The following is an 18,639-nucleotide window of genomic DNA, read 5'->3' as shown; positions in this document are numbered from 1 at the left end:
TTTTAAATCGCATAACTGCCTGCATTGCAAAACAATGCAGGCAGCCAGAATGAGGAAATACCGCAATGCAGGATAAAGTCTTCAAAGGTAAAGTGGTTCTGCCCGATCAGGTCATTGAGAATGGCTGGGTATTGGTCAGCGACGGCCGCGTTGTCCAGACGGGTCAAGGTACTGCCCCTGCAGGTGAAAGCCATGGCGGTACGGATTATCTGGTGTTGCCGGGTGCCATTGACGGTCAGGTACATAGCCGCAGCCAGAAAAATCAGGAAGAGTTTATCTGGTCGACCCGCTCAGCCGCTGCAGGCGGCGTTACGACGATTGTCGATATGCCTTATGACGACGGCGACCTGATCGCCACGCCGGAGCGCTTCACCCGCAAGGTGGAATCCGCTGGCAAGGAAGCGCGCGTGGATTTCGCGCTTTATGCCACGGCGCATCCGGCAGACGGCACCAAGCATATTGACGGTCTGGTTGAAGCCGGTGCGGCGGGCTTCAAATTCTCGACCTTCGGCACGCATCCGGAGCGCTTTCCGCGCATCACCCCGCAGATGCTTTATGAGTGCTTCTCGGCCATTGCCCGTCATGGTCTGATTGCCGGTATTCATAATGAAAATGATGAAATGGTGCGCTATTACATCGATCAGGTCGAGAAAAGCGGCCGCACCGATTATCTGACCCATAGCATGAGCCGCCCGCCGGTAACTGAAACGCTGGCGATGGCAGAAGTCTATGAGATCGGCGCCATGAGCGGTTGCGCCACCCATGTGGTGCATTGCTCCGTTGGCCGTGGCTATGAACTGGCAGCAGGCTACCGTGCACAGGGCTATGCCGCAACAGTTGAAGCCTGCATCCACTATCTGACCTTGTGTGAAGAAGATGATGTCAGCCGTCTGATCGGCCGCGCTAAGATCAACCCGCCGGTACGCAACCGCGCCGAGCGTGAAGCCATCTGGCAGCAACTGGCCGCCGGTAACGTGAGCATTGTTTCCACCGATCATGTGAGCTGGTCGCTTGATCGCAAAAACGATGAAAACATGCTGAAAAACGCATCCGGTGTTCCGGGGCTGGAGGCGCTCTATGCGCTGCTGCTCAAAGGTCTGGATGAGCGCGGTTTGTCGCTCAGCCATGCCGCCCGTCTGCTGGCACATAATCCGGCCAATCTGTTCCGCCTCGGTCAGACCAAAGGTGCGCTCGGTGCCGGTCTTGATGCGGATATCGTGCTGGCACGCCGTGATCCATACACTTACAAGGCGGCAGAAAGCGGCAATAACATCGTCGGCTGGAGCCCTTATGACGGCATCACACTGCCGTTCCGCATCACCCATACATTTGTGCGCGGTGAATGCGCCATGGCTGAAGGTGTGGTCACAGCTGAACCGGGTTCCGGTCGCTTTGTACGCCCTGCTCTGCGTAAAGGAGCCGCGTAATGGCGGCCTCCAACACGCTCGTAGACGGCGACCGGCTCTGGCAGGATATTATGGCGCTGGCCGATATTACCGAGCCGGGCAAGCCTTACACGCGCCGTTCTTTTACGCCGCGTTTTCTGGCTGGCCGCGCCTATCTGATTGAGCAATTCAAAGCCGCCGGTCTTGAGGTGCGCATTGATACCGCAGGCAATCTGATCGGCCGCCGTACCGGTGCCAAGCCGCACGCCAAAACCATTATGATGGCTTCGCATAGTGATACTGTGCCTTCCGGCGGACGCTTTGACGGCATTGCCGGTGTGGTGGCAGCACTCGAAGTTGCCCGCGCCCTGCGCGATGCCGGTATTGAGTTGCAGCACAATCTGGAAGTGGTGGATTTTCTCGCAGAGGAACCTAGTGAATACGGTCTGTCCTGTGTCGGTAGCCGTGGCATGAGCGGTCAGCTGACCAATGCTATGCTCGACTTTACGGGCCCGCAGGATGAGCGCCTCGGCGATGCGCTGATCCGTGTCGGCGGCAATCCGGCCAAACTTTCAGAGGCTGTGCGCAAGGATATTGCCGCCTATCTGGAACTGCATATTGAGCAAGGCCCTGTACTGGAACAGAGCAAGACGGATTTGGGTCTGGTGACCGGCATTGTCGGCATCACCCGTCTGGAAATTGCCTTTCAGGGTGCCGCTGACCATGCGGGCACCACGCCAATGCATATGCGCCGCGATGCGCTTTATGCGGCAGCGCAAGCCGTCACTGCAATCCGTGAACAGGCCGAAGCTTTGGCATCCGAGCCGGACGGCTATTTTGTTGCCACTGTCGGCATTCTCACCCTTGAGCCGGGCGGTGCCAATGTGGTGCCGGAACAGGCCAAGGTGATTGTCGACATCCGCACCGGTAAACGCGAGAAAACGCTGCGTTTTCTGGAAAGCATTGATGCGGCAACACAACTTGCTGCCGCGAAAGCCAATGTGGAGCGCAGCCACTTCAAGACCCTTTCCGACACCATGCCGATGGATTGTGACTTAGGCCTGCTGGATGATCTGGCAAAAAGCGCCGATGCACTCGGCCATAGCCATCTGCAACTCGCCAGCGGTGCGGGGCATGATGCGGCCTTTATCGGCCAGCTGGCACCGGCCGCCATGGTCTTTGTGCCATGCCTTGGCGGACGCAGCCATACACCGGAAGAATGGGCAGAAAAACACGACCTTGCAGCAGGTGCTGCAGCAATGTTTGCGGCAGTGCGCCGCTTTGACGAGCGCACTCCGGTTACCAATCAAACACATAACAGCATTTAAGAGGAGGCCATTATGGGGCGTATTTTAACATTGGATGACGTGGAATCCGCAATTGCAGGCGGTTCGGTCTTTGCAGCCGGTGGCGGCGGCTGGGTTGAGCACGGCCGTATGCTGGGCACCACTGCGGTCACCATTGGCCGGCCTGAACTGGTGGATATGGAAGAAGTATCCGACGATGCATGGATTGCCACAGCCGCTGCTATCGGCGCACCGGCCAGCACCACCCAGTGGGAAATGCTCGGCATCGACTATGTGAAAGCCGTTGAACTGCTGCAATATGAGTTGGGCGATGAAGTCTATGGCCTGATGATCGGCCAGAACGGCATGTCCAGCACCATGAATGCCTGGCTGCCTTCCGCTGTTCTCGGCACCAAAGTGATTGATGCTGTGGGCGATATCCGCGCGCATCCGACTGGCGACATGGGCTCCATCGGCATGGCCAACAGCCCTGAGCAGATGATCCAGACAGCCGTTGGCGGTCACCGTGATTCCAACTCCTATATCGAGCTGGTCACACGCGGCGCGACAGCCAAAATCTCGCCGATCCTGCGCAAAGCCTCTGATATGTCCGGTGGTTTCATCGCCAGCTGCCGCAATCCGCTGCGTGCTTCCTATGTGCGCAGGAATGCAGCGCTCGGCGGTATCTCCCGTGCTCTGACCCTTGGCGAAGCCATCCGCGCAGCCCAGAGCAAAGGCGCAACTGCGGTGATTGATGCAATCTGCAAAACCACCAATGGCAGCATTCTCGCACAGGGCAAAGTCACCGCCAAGAATGTGCACTACACGCAGGAAGCTTTCGACATCGGCACCATCACCGTGCGTGACGGCAACCGCGATGTGATCCTGCATGTGATGAACGAATATATGGCCGTGGATGATGGTGACGGTCAGCGTCTTGCCACCTTCCCTGATGTGATCACCACGCTCGATACAAATGGCAGCCCTGTCAGTGTCGGCAATGTCCATGAAGGTATGGAAATTCTGGTGTTCCACATCAACAAGACAGAAATTCCGCTCAGCGCCTCGGTCAAAGACCCGAGCGTTTATCCGATTGTCGAAAAGGCACTCGGCATTTCCCTTGCCGATTACGCACTGGCCTGATTTAGCGGTATAGAAAGTACTATTATGTCCAAGAAACAATTTAACGTCACATCCGGCACTGAGTTGCGCTGTAAGAACTGGCGCGCTGAAGGCCTGCTGCGTTTGATGGAAAACGTACTGGCTGTGGGTGAAGACCCTGACAATCTGGTGGTCTATGCCGCACTTGGTAAAGCCGCACGCGACTGGCCGTCTCATGACAAAATCGTTGAAAGCCTGCACAAGATTGAAGAAGACGAAACGCTCGTCGTACAATCCGGCAAGCCGATCGGCATTCTGAAAACCCATAAACAGGCACCAGTCGTGATTATGGCCAACTGTAATATGGTTGGTCAGTGGGCGAAGGCTGAAAATTTCTACGAATGGGAAAAGCAGAACCTGATCTGCTGGGGTGGTCTTACTGCCGGTGACTGGCAGTATATCGGCTCGCAGGGTGTTATTCAGGGCACCTATGAAATCTTCATGCGTATTGCCGAACAGAGCTTCAATAATAATCTGGCCGGTCGTCTGATCCTCACCGCCGGTCTTGGCGGCATGGGCGGCGCGCAGCCACTGGCAGGCCGTATGGCCGGTGCGGTTACGCTCTGCGTTGAAATCGATCAGGAACGCATTCAGAAGCGCAAGGATATCGGCTTCCTTGATGTGATTGCCAAAGATCTGGACGATGCGCTGGCGCAGGTCAAAACAGCGATGGCCGAGAAACGCGCTGTTTCCATCGGCGTTCACGGCAATGCCGCTGATCTTTATGAGCAGATTCTGGAACGCAATATCATTCCGGATATCGTAACTGACCAAACCTCCGCCCATGATCTGGTTTACGGCTATGTACCGGCAACCCGTTCGCTGGATGAAGCCCGTGCCATGCGTAAGAGCGATCCGCAGACCCTGATGAATGAAAGCCGCGCTTCCATCGTTCGTCACGTCACAGCCATGCTCGGTTTCCAGAAAGCCGGTTCAGTGGTGTTTGACAATGGTAACCTGATCCGCACCCATGCCAAAGACGGCGGCGTGGCAGATGCGTTCAATATTCCGGTCTTCACCGAAGCCTTCCTGCGTCCGTTGTTCTGCCGTGCGATTGGCCCGTTCCGCTGGATTGCTCTGTCGAATAATCAGGAAGATATCCGCATTATCGACAATTACATCCTCAAGGCATTTGCCGATAACCGCATTGTCACCAACTGGATCCATCTCGCCGGTGAGAATGTGCCGTTTGAAGGTCTGCCAGCGCGTATCGCATGGCTTGGCCATGGCGAACGCACTCAGCTGGCACTCGCTGTGAATAGCATGGTGCGTGACGGTACGCTGTCCGGCCCTGTTGCCTTTACCCGCGATCATCTTGATGCCGGTGCCATGGCGCATCCGAATATCATGACTGAGAATATGCGTGATGGTTCTGATGCGATTGCCGACTGGCCGCTGATCAATGGTCTGGCTATGTGCTCCTCGCAAGCTGATCTTGTCGCTATTCATTCCGGCGGCGGCGGTTATTCCGGCTATATGACCAGCGCGGGTGTGACTGTGGTGGCCGATGGTACCGATGATGCGGATGTCCGCATTGAACTGTCATTGACCAATGACACATCGCTCGGCGTGATGCGTTATGCCGATGCCGGTTATGAAGAAGCGCTGGACGAAGCGGAAAAGAAAAACATCCGCCACTTCAATCTGGCATAAAAGCTAAAAAATCCTCCCCCCGTAAAGAGAACAGGCGAAACTCCGGTTTCGCCTGTTTTCATTTCCACTCATTGTGTGAGTGCCTCGCGCAATTCGCGCACCAGCTCTCTTTCGGCAACCGTCAGAGTGCGGGCATTGGAATAGATCACAAACAATCTGCGCAAAATATGCGGCTTGAGTTCAAGGTTCACCAATGTGCCCTGTTCCAGATCGCGACGCACGGCTGAGACCGGCAGCAAGGTTGCAAGCTTTTCGCGCCGGATCATCGCGATCATCATCGGCAGTGAGTTAATTTCAATCACCGGCTCCAGCGACAGGTTTTGCTCGTTCAATTGTGTTTCCAGCAATTGCCGGATGCCAAAGGTCATAGTCGGCAGCACCAGCGGCACCTGACGCAGTGTTTCCAGATCAACGCCTGTACCCTGAGAGAGCTCTGCTGCCAGATCGGGATGGCAGATCAGCGACAGCGGTTCCTCAACATTGAGTCTGAAACGCGCCATGTGCGGCATATCGGTTTCCAGCACGGCAAGGCTGATCACACCCGCCTGTACCCAATCCTGCAAAACACTGGTTGGCGCTTCGAGAATTTGCAGGTCAATCTGCGGGTGACTTTTGCGCCAGCGCAGCACCGCATCGGTCATACCTGCCAGCAGAGTGCTTTCCTGACTGACCGAAGGCAGAACACCAATCCGTAAACGCGACCGGTTGCGCCCCAGTGATCCCGCACTATGCACGGCCATGGATTGCAAACGTGCTTCGATCAGTTCACTACCAATGCGGAAGATGCGCCCTGCCTCAGTCGGCACCAGACCATCGCGGCGGCGCTCAAATAATTGTTTGCCAATCACCTGCTCCATCTTACGCAGCTGGCCGGTAATCGCCGGTTGGGCAACTTTAGCCACACGGGCAGCGGCAGTCAGATTGCGGTTATTGTCAATCAGCCGGAAATAGCTGAATTGCCGTCTGGTCAGTTGCGGTTGATAGAGTGCTGAAGGCTCTCCGGATGCCAGTGCCGCACGGATACGGCGTACAGTCTCTTCCGCCACCGGATGCGGATCGGCAATATGCACCCGCACCTGACTGATAAGCGGTGGATCAAGCGGCACCAGTTTCAGGCGATGCAACCCCATGCGGTTGGCTAGTGTGCTTTGCGGCACCAGAAAAGCGGTATCCGGGTTCTCGCCACTCAGGCGTGCCAGAGTGCCCGGATGATCCTGTGTAAAACGGATATTCTTAATCGGATGCTGCTGCAAATAGCCCGACAAATCCTGCAAGAGCGGCTCGGGCAGTGCCGGAACAATCACCGGACCTGCAAGCATATCCTGCAAGGCAGGAGCCTCACCGGATTGAACCGGCAGACTACGCGCCAGCACCCACGGATCATCGTGAATGGCGACACCCTTTTTCTCATAGCTGAAGATTATCCGGTTACTCTCAGTACTCTCGGTCAGCGGCAAAGGCGGCTCCCCGTCCGAACTGCCCCAATGTGGCTCGATAAACACTTCCGGATAGTCTTTTTGCAGGCCGACCAAAGCCGAGCTTATGGCCTTGGAGACATTACCAAGTGAGAACATCAGCTGCACTTCAACCACCAAATGGCTGAATTCGCATTGCCCGTTACACTCCCGCATTGTGGCCTGTCGGGTGAAAGCTTCGGCTTGCAAAAGTGGTATTGCAGCGCGATAGAGCCAGCGACCTGCCACAGTCGGCGTCAGCCCGGCCGGTACGCGGCGGAACAGTTGCGCGCCGACTTCCTCTTCCAGATTCTGCAGCGCAACACTCAAAGTTGACAGCGCAATATCCAGAACTTCAGCCGCCTTGCTGAAGCTGGTTTGATGGCAGGCCGCCACAAAGTAAGAAAGCTGCCGCAGCTCGATCATAGGCACAGACCTTCATCAGTGATTTTTATCAGGAATATCAATCCAATATGCCATAAATACAAAAATATTGTTCCGCCGAAATACTATTTCGTTTTTCGCTATGGAGACATTCATTTTTTGTCAACTGCCGACACAAAGTTAAATTGTTACTGTCTCGTATTGCTGGTGGGAGATGAGACATAAAAGACCACAGCCGGAATATTTGGGGGATTCTGTCATATGACGGACGTTACACATAATCAAACTATCAAATCGGACGCAAAGCCGAATTCCAATGCCAAAAAGGCTGTCGCTGCCGCTTCTATCGGTAATGCGCTGGAATGGTATGATTTTACAATCTACGCTTTGTTTGCCGTTTACATCGCCAAGAATTTTTTCCCTGGCGGAAATGACACTGTCGAGCTGATCAAGTCCTTTCTGGCCTTTGGTCTTGGCTTTCTGATCCGTCCGCTGGGCGCGGTTGTCCTCGGCGTTTATGCCGACAAAGCCGGTCGTAAAGCGGCATTGTTTCTGACAATCATGATCATGGCAGCCGGTACGCTGCTGATCGCTATTGCACCAACCTATGCCGCGATCGGTATCGGCGCTCCGATGATTATTCTTGCCGGCCGTGTGCTGCAGGGCTTCTCAGCCGGTGGTGAAGTCGGCAGTGCCGCAGCCTTTCTGGTGGAGCATGCGCCGGAAGGTCAAAAAGGTAAATATGCTGCATGGCTGCAGGCCAGTATGGCATTTTCCAATATTATTGGTGCCTTTGTTGCTCTCGCTGTCACCTCACTTCTCACTGAAGATCAGGTTGGTGACTGGGGCTGGCGTATTCCGTTCATCCTCGGCCTGCTGATTGCACCTGTTGGTCTGTGGATGCGCCGTTCACTGGATGAAACGCCTGTTTTCAAAGCTGAATTTGATAAACAAGGCAAAACTGCAGAACATGCCCCTCTGAAAGAAGTATTCGTCAATTATGGCGGTGCATTGCTCAAAGGTACAGCCTTCTCCGTATTATGGGCAGCCAGCGTCTATGTCATGATCATCTATATGCCGATCTATGTACAGCGTGCATTCGGTTTCACCGGTTCACAGGCATTCATTGCTGCCCTGATCGGAAATAGTCTTATGGCTGTCGGTTGTATCGTTGCCGGTGCTGTTTCCGACAAGATCGGCCGTCGTTTGACACTGGCGATCACCACAACCGTGCTGCTGATTGCTATTCATCCGCTGCTGTGGTGGCTGCATCACTCACCAACACTCAGCACCCTGATCACTGTTCAGAGCTGCTTCTGTGTTATGGTTGCCGGTGTGGTTGGCGTTGCACCTTCCGCTCTGTCCGAAGTCTTCCCGACCCATATCCGTTCAACCGGTATGTCGCTTGCCTATAACATCTCCACCACAATTTTCGGTGGTTTTGCTCCGGCAGCACTGACATGGCTCGGCACAACCTCGCTCGGCTACAGCGCACCGGCATGGTATGTCAGTATCGCAGCTGTCATCGCATTGTTCGCGATTTTCAAAATGAGCGATAATAAAAAGACAGCCTGACAGTTCTGTCAGTCACACATTCACTGCACCCGTCGTGAGAGCTGTCTCACGGCGGGTGTTTTTCATGTGCCCCATGAAACTTTAGACCTATAGGCCATCAGCTCAGACTCATTTTATTACCCGTATAAGACCTTTTTTATTTCATTAATAACTTGCTATGCCGCCTCATAAAAATTAGATCGGGGTCTGTTATTGAATAAGGACTATCTGTAATGAAAGCACTTGCAAGCTTTTCGGCCTTCGTAGGCAAGACCTTTGCGGTCTGGGTTCTGCTGTTCGCCGTTCTCGGTTTTGTATTCCCTGAGACCTTTAAATTCTTCGGCCCTTATATTGTTACCCTGCTCGGTATCATTATGTTCGGCATGGGTCTTACCCTCTCCGTCGATGATTTCCGTGAAGTGGTGCGTCGTCCGGTTGATGTGGGTATCGGTGTTGCATCCCAGTTCCTGATCATGCCGCTGCTTGCCGTGCTGCTGACCAAGATTATTCCGATGTCTCCTGAAGTTGCAGCCGGTGTCATTCTCGTCGGTTGCTGCCCGGGCGGTACATCGAGCAATGTGATGACCTATCTCGGCAAAGGTGATGTGGCATTGTCCGTTGCCTGCACCAGTGTAACCACACTGGCGGCACCACTGGTAACGCCATTCCTCGTCTGGTTCTTTGCCAGTCAGTTCCTGCCGGTGGATGCATGGGCAATGTTTATGAGCATTGTTAAAGTCATTCTCGTACCGCTGGCGCTCGGCGTTCTCGCGCAGAAGCTTATTCCGGGTGTCGTTAAAGCTGCCGTACCTGCTCTGCCATTGGTGAGCGTAACCGGTATTGTACTGATCGTCGCCGCCGTTGTGGCTGGCAGCAAAGGCGCGATTGCAACATCCGGCCTGCTGATCTTTGTTGTTGTGGTGCTACACAATGGCATCGGCTATCTGCTTGGCTTTACCGCTGCCAAACTCACCGGCATGTCGCTGGCCAAACGTAAAGCGATTGCGATTGAAGTCGGCATGCAGAACAGCGGTCTGGGTGCAGCCCTTGCCAATGCGCATTTCTCACCGCTGGCCGCGGTACCAAGCGCGATCTTCAGCGTATGGCACAATATTTCCGGTGCGCTGCTGGCGAATTATTTCGCCCGTATGAAAGATGATAAATAATCATCTGCTGTAATTTTACGCATTACCCAACGAAAAACCGGCTCATTCTGCCTGAATGAGCCGGTTTTTTTTATGCTTTTTTCAAAGCTGCCTCACAGGATTTCCGGTTCATCCGGAAAATCAGCAAAGCCGTTGAAAAGATCAGCAGGACTGCTGTGCCAATCACCCACATAAAGGCCTGATCAAAGGCAATGAATCCGATTTCACGCAAGTGCTGTGCCTGATCCGCAGGCAACGTTTCCGCAAATAACAATGCCTCATCCAGACTGTCACGAATGGTATCAGTAAAGCCTGAACCTGCTGGTATCACCATGAAAGCCGTGTAGATCGCAGTCATCAGACTACCGAAAATCGTAACGCCGGTTGCACCGCCGAGTTCAAAGGACACCTCCTCTACAGAGGCAGCCATACCGGCCTTTTCCTGCGGTGCATTGCCCATAATAGCCGTGGAAGCACCGGTCATTGACGCACCGACACCAAAGCCCATAATCATCAGCCCGATCAGCCAGACATGTGGCTGTAGCTGGAAGCTCAGCAAATACAGCGTACAGCCGAGACCTGTAATCATCATCCCGCCCCACAGTACCCGCGCAGCACCGATTTTAGGCAAGCCCCAGCCGACCAGAGGCCCTGCTACAAAGGCAGCCAGCGGAATTGGCAGAATGAGCAAACCGGCCTCGAGCGGCGAATAACCGGCGACCAGCTGCAAGCGCTGGCTGAAAACCAGCTCCACACCAATCAAAGCCGCTGCAGAGACCGAAGCTGCCATGACGCCGGACGAGAATTTGCGGTTACTAAACAGCGAGAAATCAATCAGCATGCCGTTGGTTGCCCGCTGCCTGCGATAGAACACAACCAGCGCGGTCAGACCAACAACCAGTGCGACGGCAAACAACACCAGAGAACCGTCACGCTTTGCCAGTTCTTTCAGCGCAAAAGTCACGCCAACCAGACCGATCATCACCTGAATGGAACCGATCAGGTCCCATTTGCGGTTTTTATTACCGGGGCGGCTTTCCAGTACAAACAGGGCAAAGAGCAGCGCGATCACGACAACCGGTACATTGATGAGGAAAACAGAGCCCCACCAAAAGTATTCGAGCAGCACACCGCCAACCACAGGACCGAATGCAGCACCGCCGGAGGCAACTGCCGCCCAGATACCAATTGCGAAAGAGCGTTCATGCTCATCCTCAAACGTCAGTCGAATGATCGAGAGGGTTGCAGGCATCATCATCGCCGCACCAACGGCAAGCAATACACGCGCTGCAATCAGCACTTCAGCTGTCGGTGCATAGGCGGCAGTCAGCGATGCAAGTCCGAAAACGACGAGACCTGATGTGAACATGCGTTTATGGCCAAGGCGGTCACCAAGACTGCCGACACCCGGCAGCAAGCCCGCAACGACCAGCGGATAGGCATTGATGATCCAGAGCTTTTCAGAAGCACTTGCCGCAAGATCATGGGTAAGGCGCGGCAGAGCTGTGTAAAGCACTGTCATATCAATAACGATTAAAAATAATGCACTCGAAACGATGGCCAGAACCAGCCAGCGGTTTTGTAATGCCATTGTAAAATCCACTTCTGTTGTGCTGTTTTTCAGCACGTTTAAATCAAAGTCTGCAACGTATCCGGGAGCTGATCGTTGCAATAAACACTTGAAACCCGAAGGTCGATAATTTAAATCCATACGTATGGAAAGTAAAAAACACACAAAAATCGGCCGCCCCCGCACAATCGACCGCAATCACTTGCTGGATCTGGCGGAGAAAATTGTCGTCGAGCATGGTGCCACTGCTTTGACGATTGATGCGCTGGCTAAAGCAGCAGGTATCACCAAAGGCGGAGTGCAATATTGTTTCGGCACCAAAGACGGGTTGGTTGATGCCATGCTCACCCGTTGGGGCAATAAATTTGACAAGAAGGTTACAACCGAGAAAAACGGTAAAACCGACATGCTGTCCCATATTGCCGCGCATATACGGGTAACGCGCGATAGTGATCCGCTCGGTGACTCACGCTTTGCCGCAATGCTGGCTGCACTGATCCCCAATTCCGAGCATCTGGCAGATACCCGTCAATGGTATCGTCAGCAACTGAGCGAACTGGATGTATCAACAGAACAAGGGCGCAATGCCCGCTTAGCTTTTATAGCCAATGAGGGTGCGTTTCTGCTGCGCAGTTTTCAGCTTTTTGATCTGAATGAAGATGAATGGCAGCAGATTTTCCGCGATATTGAAAAACTGCTGCCGAAGAAAATTGATGATTGAATGTAATTACTGCCCGTAAAGCGCATCAGCCAGAATGCGTACAGCTTCCGCCGTGCGAGGGCCGAAGCCAAGCATATAAGGCCCGTCCAGTACAATCAGTGATTTGCTTTTGGCCGCAGGCGTGGTTTGCAGCGCTTTAACAGAAAACACATCCTCCGGCTTGGGGCCACCGGCACCGTCAGAGAGCATCAGCACCACATCCGGTTCAGCCTCCAGCAACCATTCCTCGGAGACGGCTTTATAACCTTTATAGACGGACAGCGGATTAACCCCGCCCGCATGACGGATAAAAGCATCTGCCGCCGTGTCACTGCCTGCACCGCTCAGTTTGGTCAGACCATGGAAAAATACCACCTTCTTGCCGCGCCCTTCCGAGACTTTACGCACATGCACCATGGCTGCATCAAAATCCGCAATGATCTGCTTTGTCAGCACCTCTCCCTGCGCTTGCAGGTTCAGACGTTCAGCAATCATGCTCACCTTGGTAATCAGCCCCTCACGACTGTTGATCGCCGGAATATACAGCACGGGCACACCGGACTGGTTAAGCACATCCGCCACTTCCGGCGGGCCGATATCCTCTGATGCAATGATAAGATCAGGATGCAGTGCCAGCACGCCTTCGGCTGATAAACTGCGCCGGTAGCCGACATTGGTTTTATTCGCTGTATCCGCCGGATATTTGCTGCTGCGGTCAAGAGCTACAATTTTGTCGCTACTGCCAAGCGCATAAACAATCTCGGTCACATCCGGCCCCAGCGTTATAATACGCTGTGCTGTTCCCTGCTCCTGTGCCTGAGCATTATAGCAAAAGCCAAGCAGCAAAATAAGCAGCGCATTTTTAAGCAAGATTTTTACGCCAAACGGCCGTTTACAGGGATGATTTTCCACCTTTGTGCACAAATGTCTGTTCCGCATAATTAAAGTTGACTCTATTTATCATGATTTATATAGCCCTATTAAACATGAGCTAACGAGTCAACTTAATGCAAGCCTGCAGCATGAAATTTTCTCCCGCTGCGTACCGGCCGCATAATCGGGGGTCATATGAATATCTCGCAAAAATCTGCTTTCCGTTTGATGAGTACGACAGTGCTCAGCACCTTAGGACTGCTGGCCTTGGCCGCCTCTCCGGTTCAGGCACAAACCAAACCTGTCAAGACAGAGCAGCAGGCAGCAACACAAACCAGCGCAGAGAAAACCAAACAACAGGTGCTGGAACTTGATACCATTACCATTTCCCCGCTCAGCAATGATCAAGCTGTGATTGACGCGATTGCCTCGACCAGTCTGATCTCCCGCCAGCAGATCGACCGTATTCAGCCGGTGACGTCTGCGGATATTTTCCGCTTCACGCCGGGTGTTCATGCCTCACTGAACGGTGATGATCCGGCAACCTCGATTAATATTCGCGGTCTTCAGCAATATGGCCGTGTGGCAGTGACACTTGACGGCGCGAGACAGGACTACTGGCGTGTCGGGCACGGATCCGGCTCGTTCTATATCGAACCGGAACTGCTCAAGCAGGTGACTGTCATCCGTGGCCCCGTTTCCAACATCTATGGTTCCGGTGCGATTGGCGGCGTGGTTGCCTTTGAAACCAAAGATGCCCGCGATTTCCTGAATGACGGTGAAACATGGGCTTTGAGCGAAAAGCTGCGCTATGAGAGCAATGGCAAAGGCTTTCTCACCAGCACCACCGGTGCTTACCGCTTCAATGAGAATATCGACATTATCGGTAATCTGAACTACCGCGACAGTGACGAATATAAAAACGGTGACGGCGATTATGTGCGCTGGACGGGTGAAAAAGCAATCAGCGGCATGGGTAAAGTCACCATGCGTCCGGCAGAAGGCCATGAGCTGAAATTCGGTATCTCCCGCCAGAAATATGAAGACATTATCACCGGCAGCAGCGGTTCCTCTTCCGCAACCCTGTCGCGTTATGATGCCGATACTATCGTCAGCACCTATACCGGCAGCTATACCTACCGGCCGGATGATAATCCGTTCTGGGATCTCTCGGTCAATGCCTATCATGCCGCCACAGAGAATGATCAGTATCAGGTCTGGCCGCTGAAAAACCTTGGCACAACCCGTTATTACGATGTTTCAACATCCGGTTTCCGTGCACATAACAGCTCGCGTTTTGAAACAGAAGCGCTGAAACATACAGTCACTTACGGCTTGGATTATTATAAGCTGCGCGGTCGCTCCGATACCGATAATTTCGGCAATGGTGAGCAGCAGGCTTATGGCGGCTTTGTGCAATGGCAGGGCGAATATCAGAAATGGCTCGAGGTCATCAGTGCCGTGCGCTATGACGGCTATAAGCTCGACGGCACCAGCAAAGCCACACCAACCAATCCTTCTCAGGATGTCAGCCTTGACGGCAATCGTGTGTCACCGCGCCTGAGTGTCGGCATCACACCAATCGAAGGCATCCAGTTCTACGGTCTTTATGCACAAGGCTACCGCGTGCCGCATATGCAGGATGTGTTCCGTCAAAACGGTTCACATGGCTCCGGTTATGAGCCGAACCTGTTCCTGAAACCGGAAGTCGCTACCACCTATGAAATTGGCATCAATCTGCGACAGGAAAATCTGATTGAGGCCGGTGATCAGCTGCGCAGCAAGCTGAATATCTTCCATACGGATGTGAAGGACTACATCAACACCGTTAAAATCGACAAGTACACAACATCCGAGAATGTCGGCACAGCCCGTCTGCGTGGTGTGGAGCTGGAAGGCACCTATGACACATGGTGGGGCTATGTGAACCTCGCCGCCTCCTACACCGATGCGGAAATGAAAGACGGCATCTACAAAGGCGAATCCCTGAGCAACACACCGCTGCATAATTTCAGCGCTGCGCTCGGTTTGAAAGCACTGGATGACCGACTGGTTTATGGCGTTGAATATCAAAGCGTCGGCAAGGTTACCCGTGCGATCAGCAATGGTGTGACCGTTTATCCACGCACCGATCTGGTTAATCTCTTTGCCAACTGGCAGGTCACAGACAATGTTAAACTCGACTTCGGCGTCGATAACATTTTCAACAAAGCCTATACAGATGCACAGACCGGCTGGGCAACCACCTCAGATATTGAGCAAGGTAAGGGACGTACTTTCAAGGTCGCAATTACCGGACGTTTCGGCGGCTAATACGCCAACTCTCTCCAGTCTGGCAGGCAGCAGAGTGCTGCCTGTCTTTTTTCTGTTTTAGCTCCGTTTCTGAAATCGAGAACACCGTGTCACAACATTCAACCACTTTGCACAGCTATGCCCATATCCGGCTCAATAATGGTTCCGCTTATCTGCCACCGATCATTGACCGTTTGAATTCCTATGAAGCACATTATGATCTGCACGAAGAGCAACATGCGTTTCATTATAGTTTCGGACATATCGAACTGAAATCGAACACAGACGGCTATCTGGTAACACTCCGCGCTTCCGAAAATGTCGGTTTAAGCCGCCTGAAAGATCTCGCCGCCGTCGCCATTAAACTTTACACCAAAGAAGAAGCACCGGAAATTCTCTGGGAAGGTGATCAGGCTGGTGAGCAGCCGCTGCCGCAATTCCGGCAGATGACAGTAGTCTCAGCGCATTATTACACCCCGCATATGCTGCGCATCCGTTTCAACGGTGAAGATCTCACACGCTTCTCCCTGTTTGGTGCCATGCATGTCCGCCTGCTCTTGCCGACAGAGGATGTGCCACAACCCGTCTGGCCGATTATGGGGCCGAATGGCCTGCCATTCTGGCCGGATGAAGAAAACCGTCCTGCCGCCCGCGCCTATACCATCCGCAATCTCAATATTATCGAAGGCTGGATGGAGATTGATTTCTATATTCATGAAACCGAAGGGCTGGCCTGCCAATGGGCAAAGCAGGCCAAATCCGGTGATAAAATCGGCCTGATGGGACCTGTGGGTCGTCCATTGCGACAGGCAAAACAATATCTGATCGGCGCTGATATGACCGGCCTGCCCGCTGTGGGGCGGATGCTGGAAGAATTTGCACCGGATGTTACCGGCCATGCGCTGATTGCAGTCGATAGCCAAGCCGATATTCAGCCACTGGCACATCCGGAAGGTGTGACGATTGACTGGATCATAAATTCTGATCAGCAGGCAGCCGCAACAGAACTGACGGACAGATTGTGCGCCCTGCCCTGGCCGGAAGGTAATGACAGTTTCGGCTGGTTTGCCGCTGAAGCCGACCATGCAAAAATCATGCGCGACTATTGGCGCAAACAGCTCGATAAATCGCGCGATCAGACTCTCGTTGCCGGATATTGGCAGAAAGATTTAACCGGCTTTATGGCCGGTTGATCGTCACTTATACCAAGGCGGCTCAAGATGCTAACGCATCACGCCTTGAAATGTTCAATCGCCACTCGGGCTTAACCAAAGACCAATGAGTCATGCTCATTAGTCTTTGGTATTACTGCAACGGCCACCAGAACATCAGCACCGGCACTGCCACCAGAATGATGATAAAGGACAGTGGCAGGCCAAGGCGCGGAAAATCGCCGAAGCGATATCCGCCCGGGCCCATAACCAGCGTGTTACACTGATGCCCGATCGGTGAGAGGAAATCGCAACCGGCACCAATCGCCACGGCCATCAGAAAAGCTTCTGGTCTGAAACCAAGACCAGCAGCAAAACTGGTGGCAATCGGCGCCATAACCAGCACCGTCGCGGCATTATTGAGAAATGGTGTTACTGCCATCGCCGTAATCAATATCAGCGCCAATGCCCCTGCCGGTGGCATTTGTTGAGCAAAAATCGTCAGCCATTGAGCAATCACATCGGTCGCCCCAGTGGTACGCAGCGCATCACTGACCGGTATAAGCGCAGCCAGCATTACAAGAATTGGCCCGTCCACTGCGGAATAGACCTCGCTGACAGGAATAGCGCGAAATACCACCATCGCCACCGCTGCCGCAAAAAACGCAATAGAAACCGGAACCAGCCCGAGTGCAGTTGCGACAATGGCCACCAGCAGGATCGACAGCGGTATCAGACCACGGCGCACACTGCCCAGCAGAATGGTGCGGCGTGCCAGTGGCAGACATCCCAGCTCGCGTAGCAATGGCGGCAAAATACCCTGCCGCCCCTGCAACACGACAACATCGCCCTGATGCAGCACGACCTCTCGCAGACGCTCGCTGATACGCTCTCCCTGACGACTCACGGCGAGCAGGTTCACATCATAATTTTCATAGAGATTAAGGCTACGCGCAGAGGTGCCGATCAGCGCCGAATTCTTGCCGATCACCGCTTCAACCGCTTCAATCTCAGCCGAACCGGCATTTTCCGAAGGCACACGGTCTTCTGTCAATTTAAGTTTGGCATTACTGACAATTGCATCAAGCGCTTTCGGGTCACCCTCCAGCAGAATGATATCCCCCTCGGCAATCACCGTATCCGGCAGTGGCGCGACACGTTTCACGTCACGCAGGATGGATGTAACCATCGCGCTGCCTTCGGCAGGTTTCATCAGATCGGTGACTTTTTTGCCAATGATCGGCGCACCTTTCGGCACCCGTGCCTCCGAGACATAATTGCGGATTTCAATCGCCTCATCGACACTGACATTCTCGCGTTTGCGCTGCGGCACCAGCTTATAGAACAGAGTCAGATAGATAATACCGACCACAGCAAGCGTGGCACCAACCGGCGTAAAATCAAACATGGTGAAGCTCTCGCCCACCATCTCCGCACGCACGCGGGAAACCACAATATTCGGAGAGGTACCGACCTGTGTCATCAACCCGCCCAGGAGCGCACCAAAGGCCATCGGCATCAGAAACACCGACGGAGAGACATTGGAACGGCGGGCAAACTGCATCGCCACCGGAATCATAATCGCCAGCGCACCGACATTTTTAACGAACGCAGACAGCACGGTCACTACTGTAACCAACAACAGCATTTGTATCCGTATCGCATTGAGGTGGGGCACGAAGCGCTGCACGGCTGCTTCCATCAGGCCGGAACGCGCAACACCTGCACTCACGACCAGCGCACTCCCGACAATGATCACAATATCATCGGCAAAACCGGTAAAGGCATGATCATAAGGCACCAGCCCGAGCGCGACAGCAATCAGCAGAAAACACAGGGCGACAACATCGTAGCGGAAACGCCCCCAGATAAAGACCGCCATCATCACAGCGATAACCGCCAGCGCCAGTATCTGTTGCAAGGTCATACGGCCTGTTCCCCCCTGTTAATCCCTGTCAGCCTAAGCTGTATCCAGAGAATCGCATCTGCTTACTGCTGCATTTTATACAGCAGACAGAATATTTTTCTTTC

13 protein-coding genes are annotated in these 18,639 nt (G+C 53.6%); 9 read left to right on the top strand and 4 right to left on the bottom strand.

From position 1 onward, the window contains the following. Positions 1–65 precede the first annotated feature (65 nt). The 4 genes from DFR47_RS03160 to DFR47_RS03145 are packed head-to-tail and all read left to right on the top strand — an operon-like array spanning position 66 to position 5,485. Positions 66–1,427, top strand: coding sequence for a dihydroorotase (locus tag DFR47_RS03160; RefSeq protein WP_113942915.1), 1,362 nt, complete (start codon positions 66–68; stop codon positions 1,425–1,427). Then, positions 1,427–2,713, top strand: coding sequence for a Zn-dependent hydrolase (locus DFR47_RS03155; RefSeq protein ID WP_113942914.1), 1,287 nt, complete (start codon positions 1,427–1,429; stop codon positions 2,711–2,713). Before DFR47_RS03160 ends, DFR47_RS03155 begins: the two co-directional genes overlap by 1 nt. A gap of 12 nt (positions 2,714–2,725) precedes the next feature. After that, entirely contained in the window at positions 2,726–3,814 is a 1,089-nt protein-coding gene (locus tag DFR47_RS03150) for a thiohydantoin desulfurase (protein WP_113942913.1), read from the top strand. Between the two features lie 24 nt (positions 3,815–3,838). Next, complete coding sequence (locus DFR47_RS03145) at positions 3,839–5,485, top strand: thiourocanate hydratase (RefSeq protein WP_113942912.1); 1,647 nt, start codon at positions 3,839–3,841, stop codon at positions 5,483–5,485. 68 nt (positions 5,486–5,553) lie between these two features. Here the strand turns inward: DFR47_RS03145 and DFR47_RS03140 are convergent, their stop codons facing one another. After that, complete coding sequence (locus DFR47_RS03140) at positions 5,554–7,365, bottom strand: LysR family transcriptional regulator (protein WP_113942911.1); 1,812 nt, start codon at positions 7,363–7,365, stop codon at positions 5,554–5,556. A 219-nt stretch (positions 7,366–7,584) separates the two neighbouring features. Between DFR47_RS03140 and DFR47_RS03135 the strand changes: the two genes are divergently transcribed. Both DFR47_RS03135 and DFR47_RS03130 read left to right on the top strand, forming a co-directional pair. Continuing rightward, positions 7,585–8,898: an MFS transporter gene (locus DFR47_RS03135; RefSeq protein WP_113942910.1), complete on the top strand. Its 1,314-nt coding sequence runs from the start codon at positions 7,585–7,587 to the stop codon at positions 8,896–8,898. A 212-nt stretch (positions 8,899–9,110) separates the two neighbouring features. Beyond that, positions 9,111–10,043, top strand: coding sequence for a bile acid:sodium symporter family protein (locus DFR47_RS03130; protein WP_113942909.1), 933 nt, complete (start codon positions 9,111–9,113; stop codon positions 10,041–10,043). 70 nt (positions 10,044–10,113) lie between these two features. Here the strand turns inward: DFR47_RS03130 and DFR47_RS03125 are convergent, their stop codons facing one another. After that, positions 10,114–11,613: an MFS transporter gene (locus DFR47_RS03125; protein ID WP_113942908.1), complete on the bottom strand. Its 1,500-nt coding sequence runs from the start codon at positions 11,611–11,613 to the stop codon at positions 10,114–10,116. Positions 11,614–11,737: 124 nt separating this feature from the next. Here DFR47_RS03125 and DFR47_RS03120 point away from each other — a divergent pair, with 124 nt between their 5' ends. Next, complete coding sequence (locus DFR47_RS03120; protein ID WP_210207250.1) at positions 11,738–12,313, top strand: TetR/AcrR family transcriptional regulator; 576 nt, start codon at positions 11,738–11,740, stop codon at positions 12,311–12,313. Between the two features lie 6 nt (positions 12,314–12,319). Here DFR47_RS03120 and DFR47_RS03115 read toward each other — a convergent pair whose 3' ends face one another. Continuing rightward, complete coding sequence (locus DFR47_RS03115; RefSeq protein ID WP_245416416.1) at positions 12,320–13,162, bottom strand: heme/hemin ABC transporter substrate-binding protein; 843 nt, start codon at positions 13,160–13,162, stop codon at positions 12,320–12,322. Positions 13,163–13,360: 198 nt separating this feature from the next. On the opposite strand from DFR47_RS03115, the gene DFR47_RS03110 reads away from it, so the two are divergent. Then, on the top strand, positions 13,361–15,478 hold the full coding sequence (locus DFR47_RS03110; protein ID WP_113942906.1) for a TonB-dependent hemoglobin/transferrin/lactoferrin family receptor: 2,118 nt from the start codon (positions 13,361–13,363) through the stop codon (positions 15,476–15,478). A gap of 86 nt (positions 15,479–15,564) precedes the next feature. Further along, positions 15,565–16,650 (top strand): siderophore-interacting protein, encoded by a 1,086-nt coding sequence (locus DFR47_RS03105; RefSeq protein WP_147245478.1) that lies wholly within the window; start codon positions 15,565–15,567, stop codon positions 16,648–16,650. A 112-nt stretch (positions 16,651–16,762) separates the two neighbouring features. Here the strand turns inward: DFR47_RS03105 and DFR47_RS03100 are convergent, their stop codons facing one another. After that, positions 16,763–18,535, bottom strand: a complete 1,773-nt coding sequence (locus DFR47_RS03100; protein ID WP_113942904.1) for an SLC13 family permease — start codon at positions 18,533–18,535, stop codon at positions 16,763–16,765. Positions 18,536–18,639 lie beyond the last annotated feature (104 nt).

Source organism: Pseudochrobactrum asaccharolyticum, assembly GCF_003314995.1.
GTDB lineage: Bacteria > Pseudomonadota > Alphaproteobacteria > Rhizobiales > Rhizobiaceae > Pseudochrobactrum > Pseudochrobactrum asaccharolyticum.
Note: the sequence above shows the minus strand (reverse complement) of the source record. Positions and strands in the feature narration are given on the sequence as shown.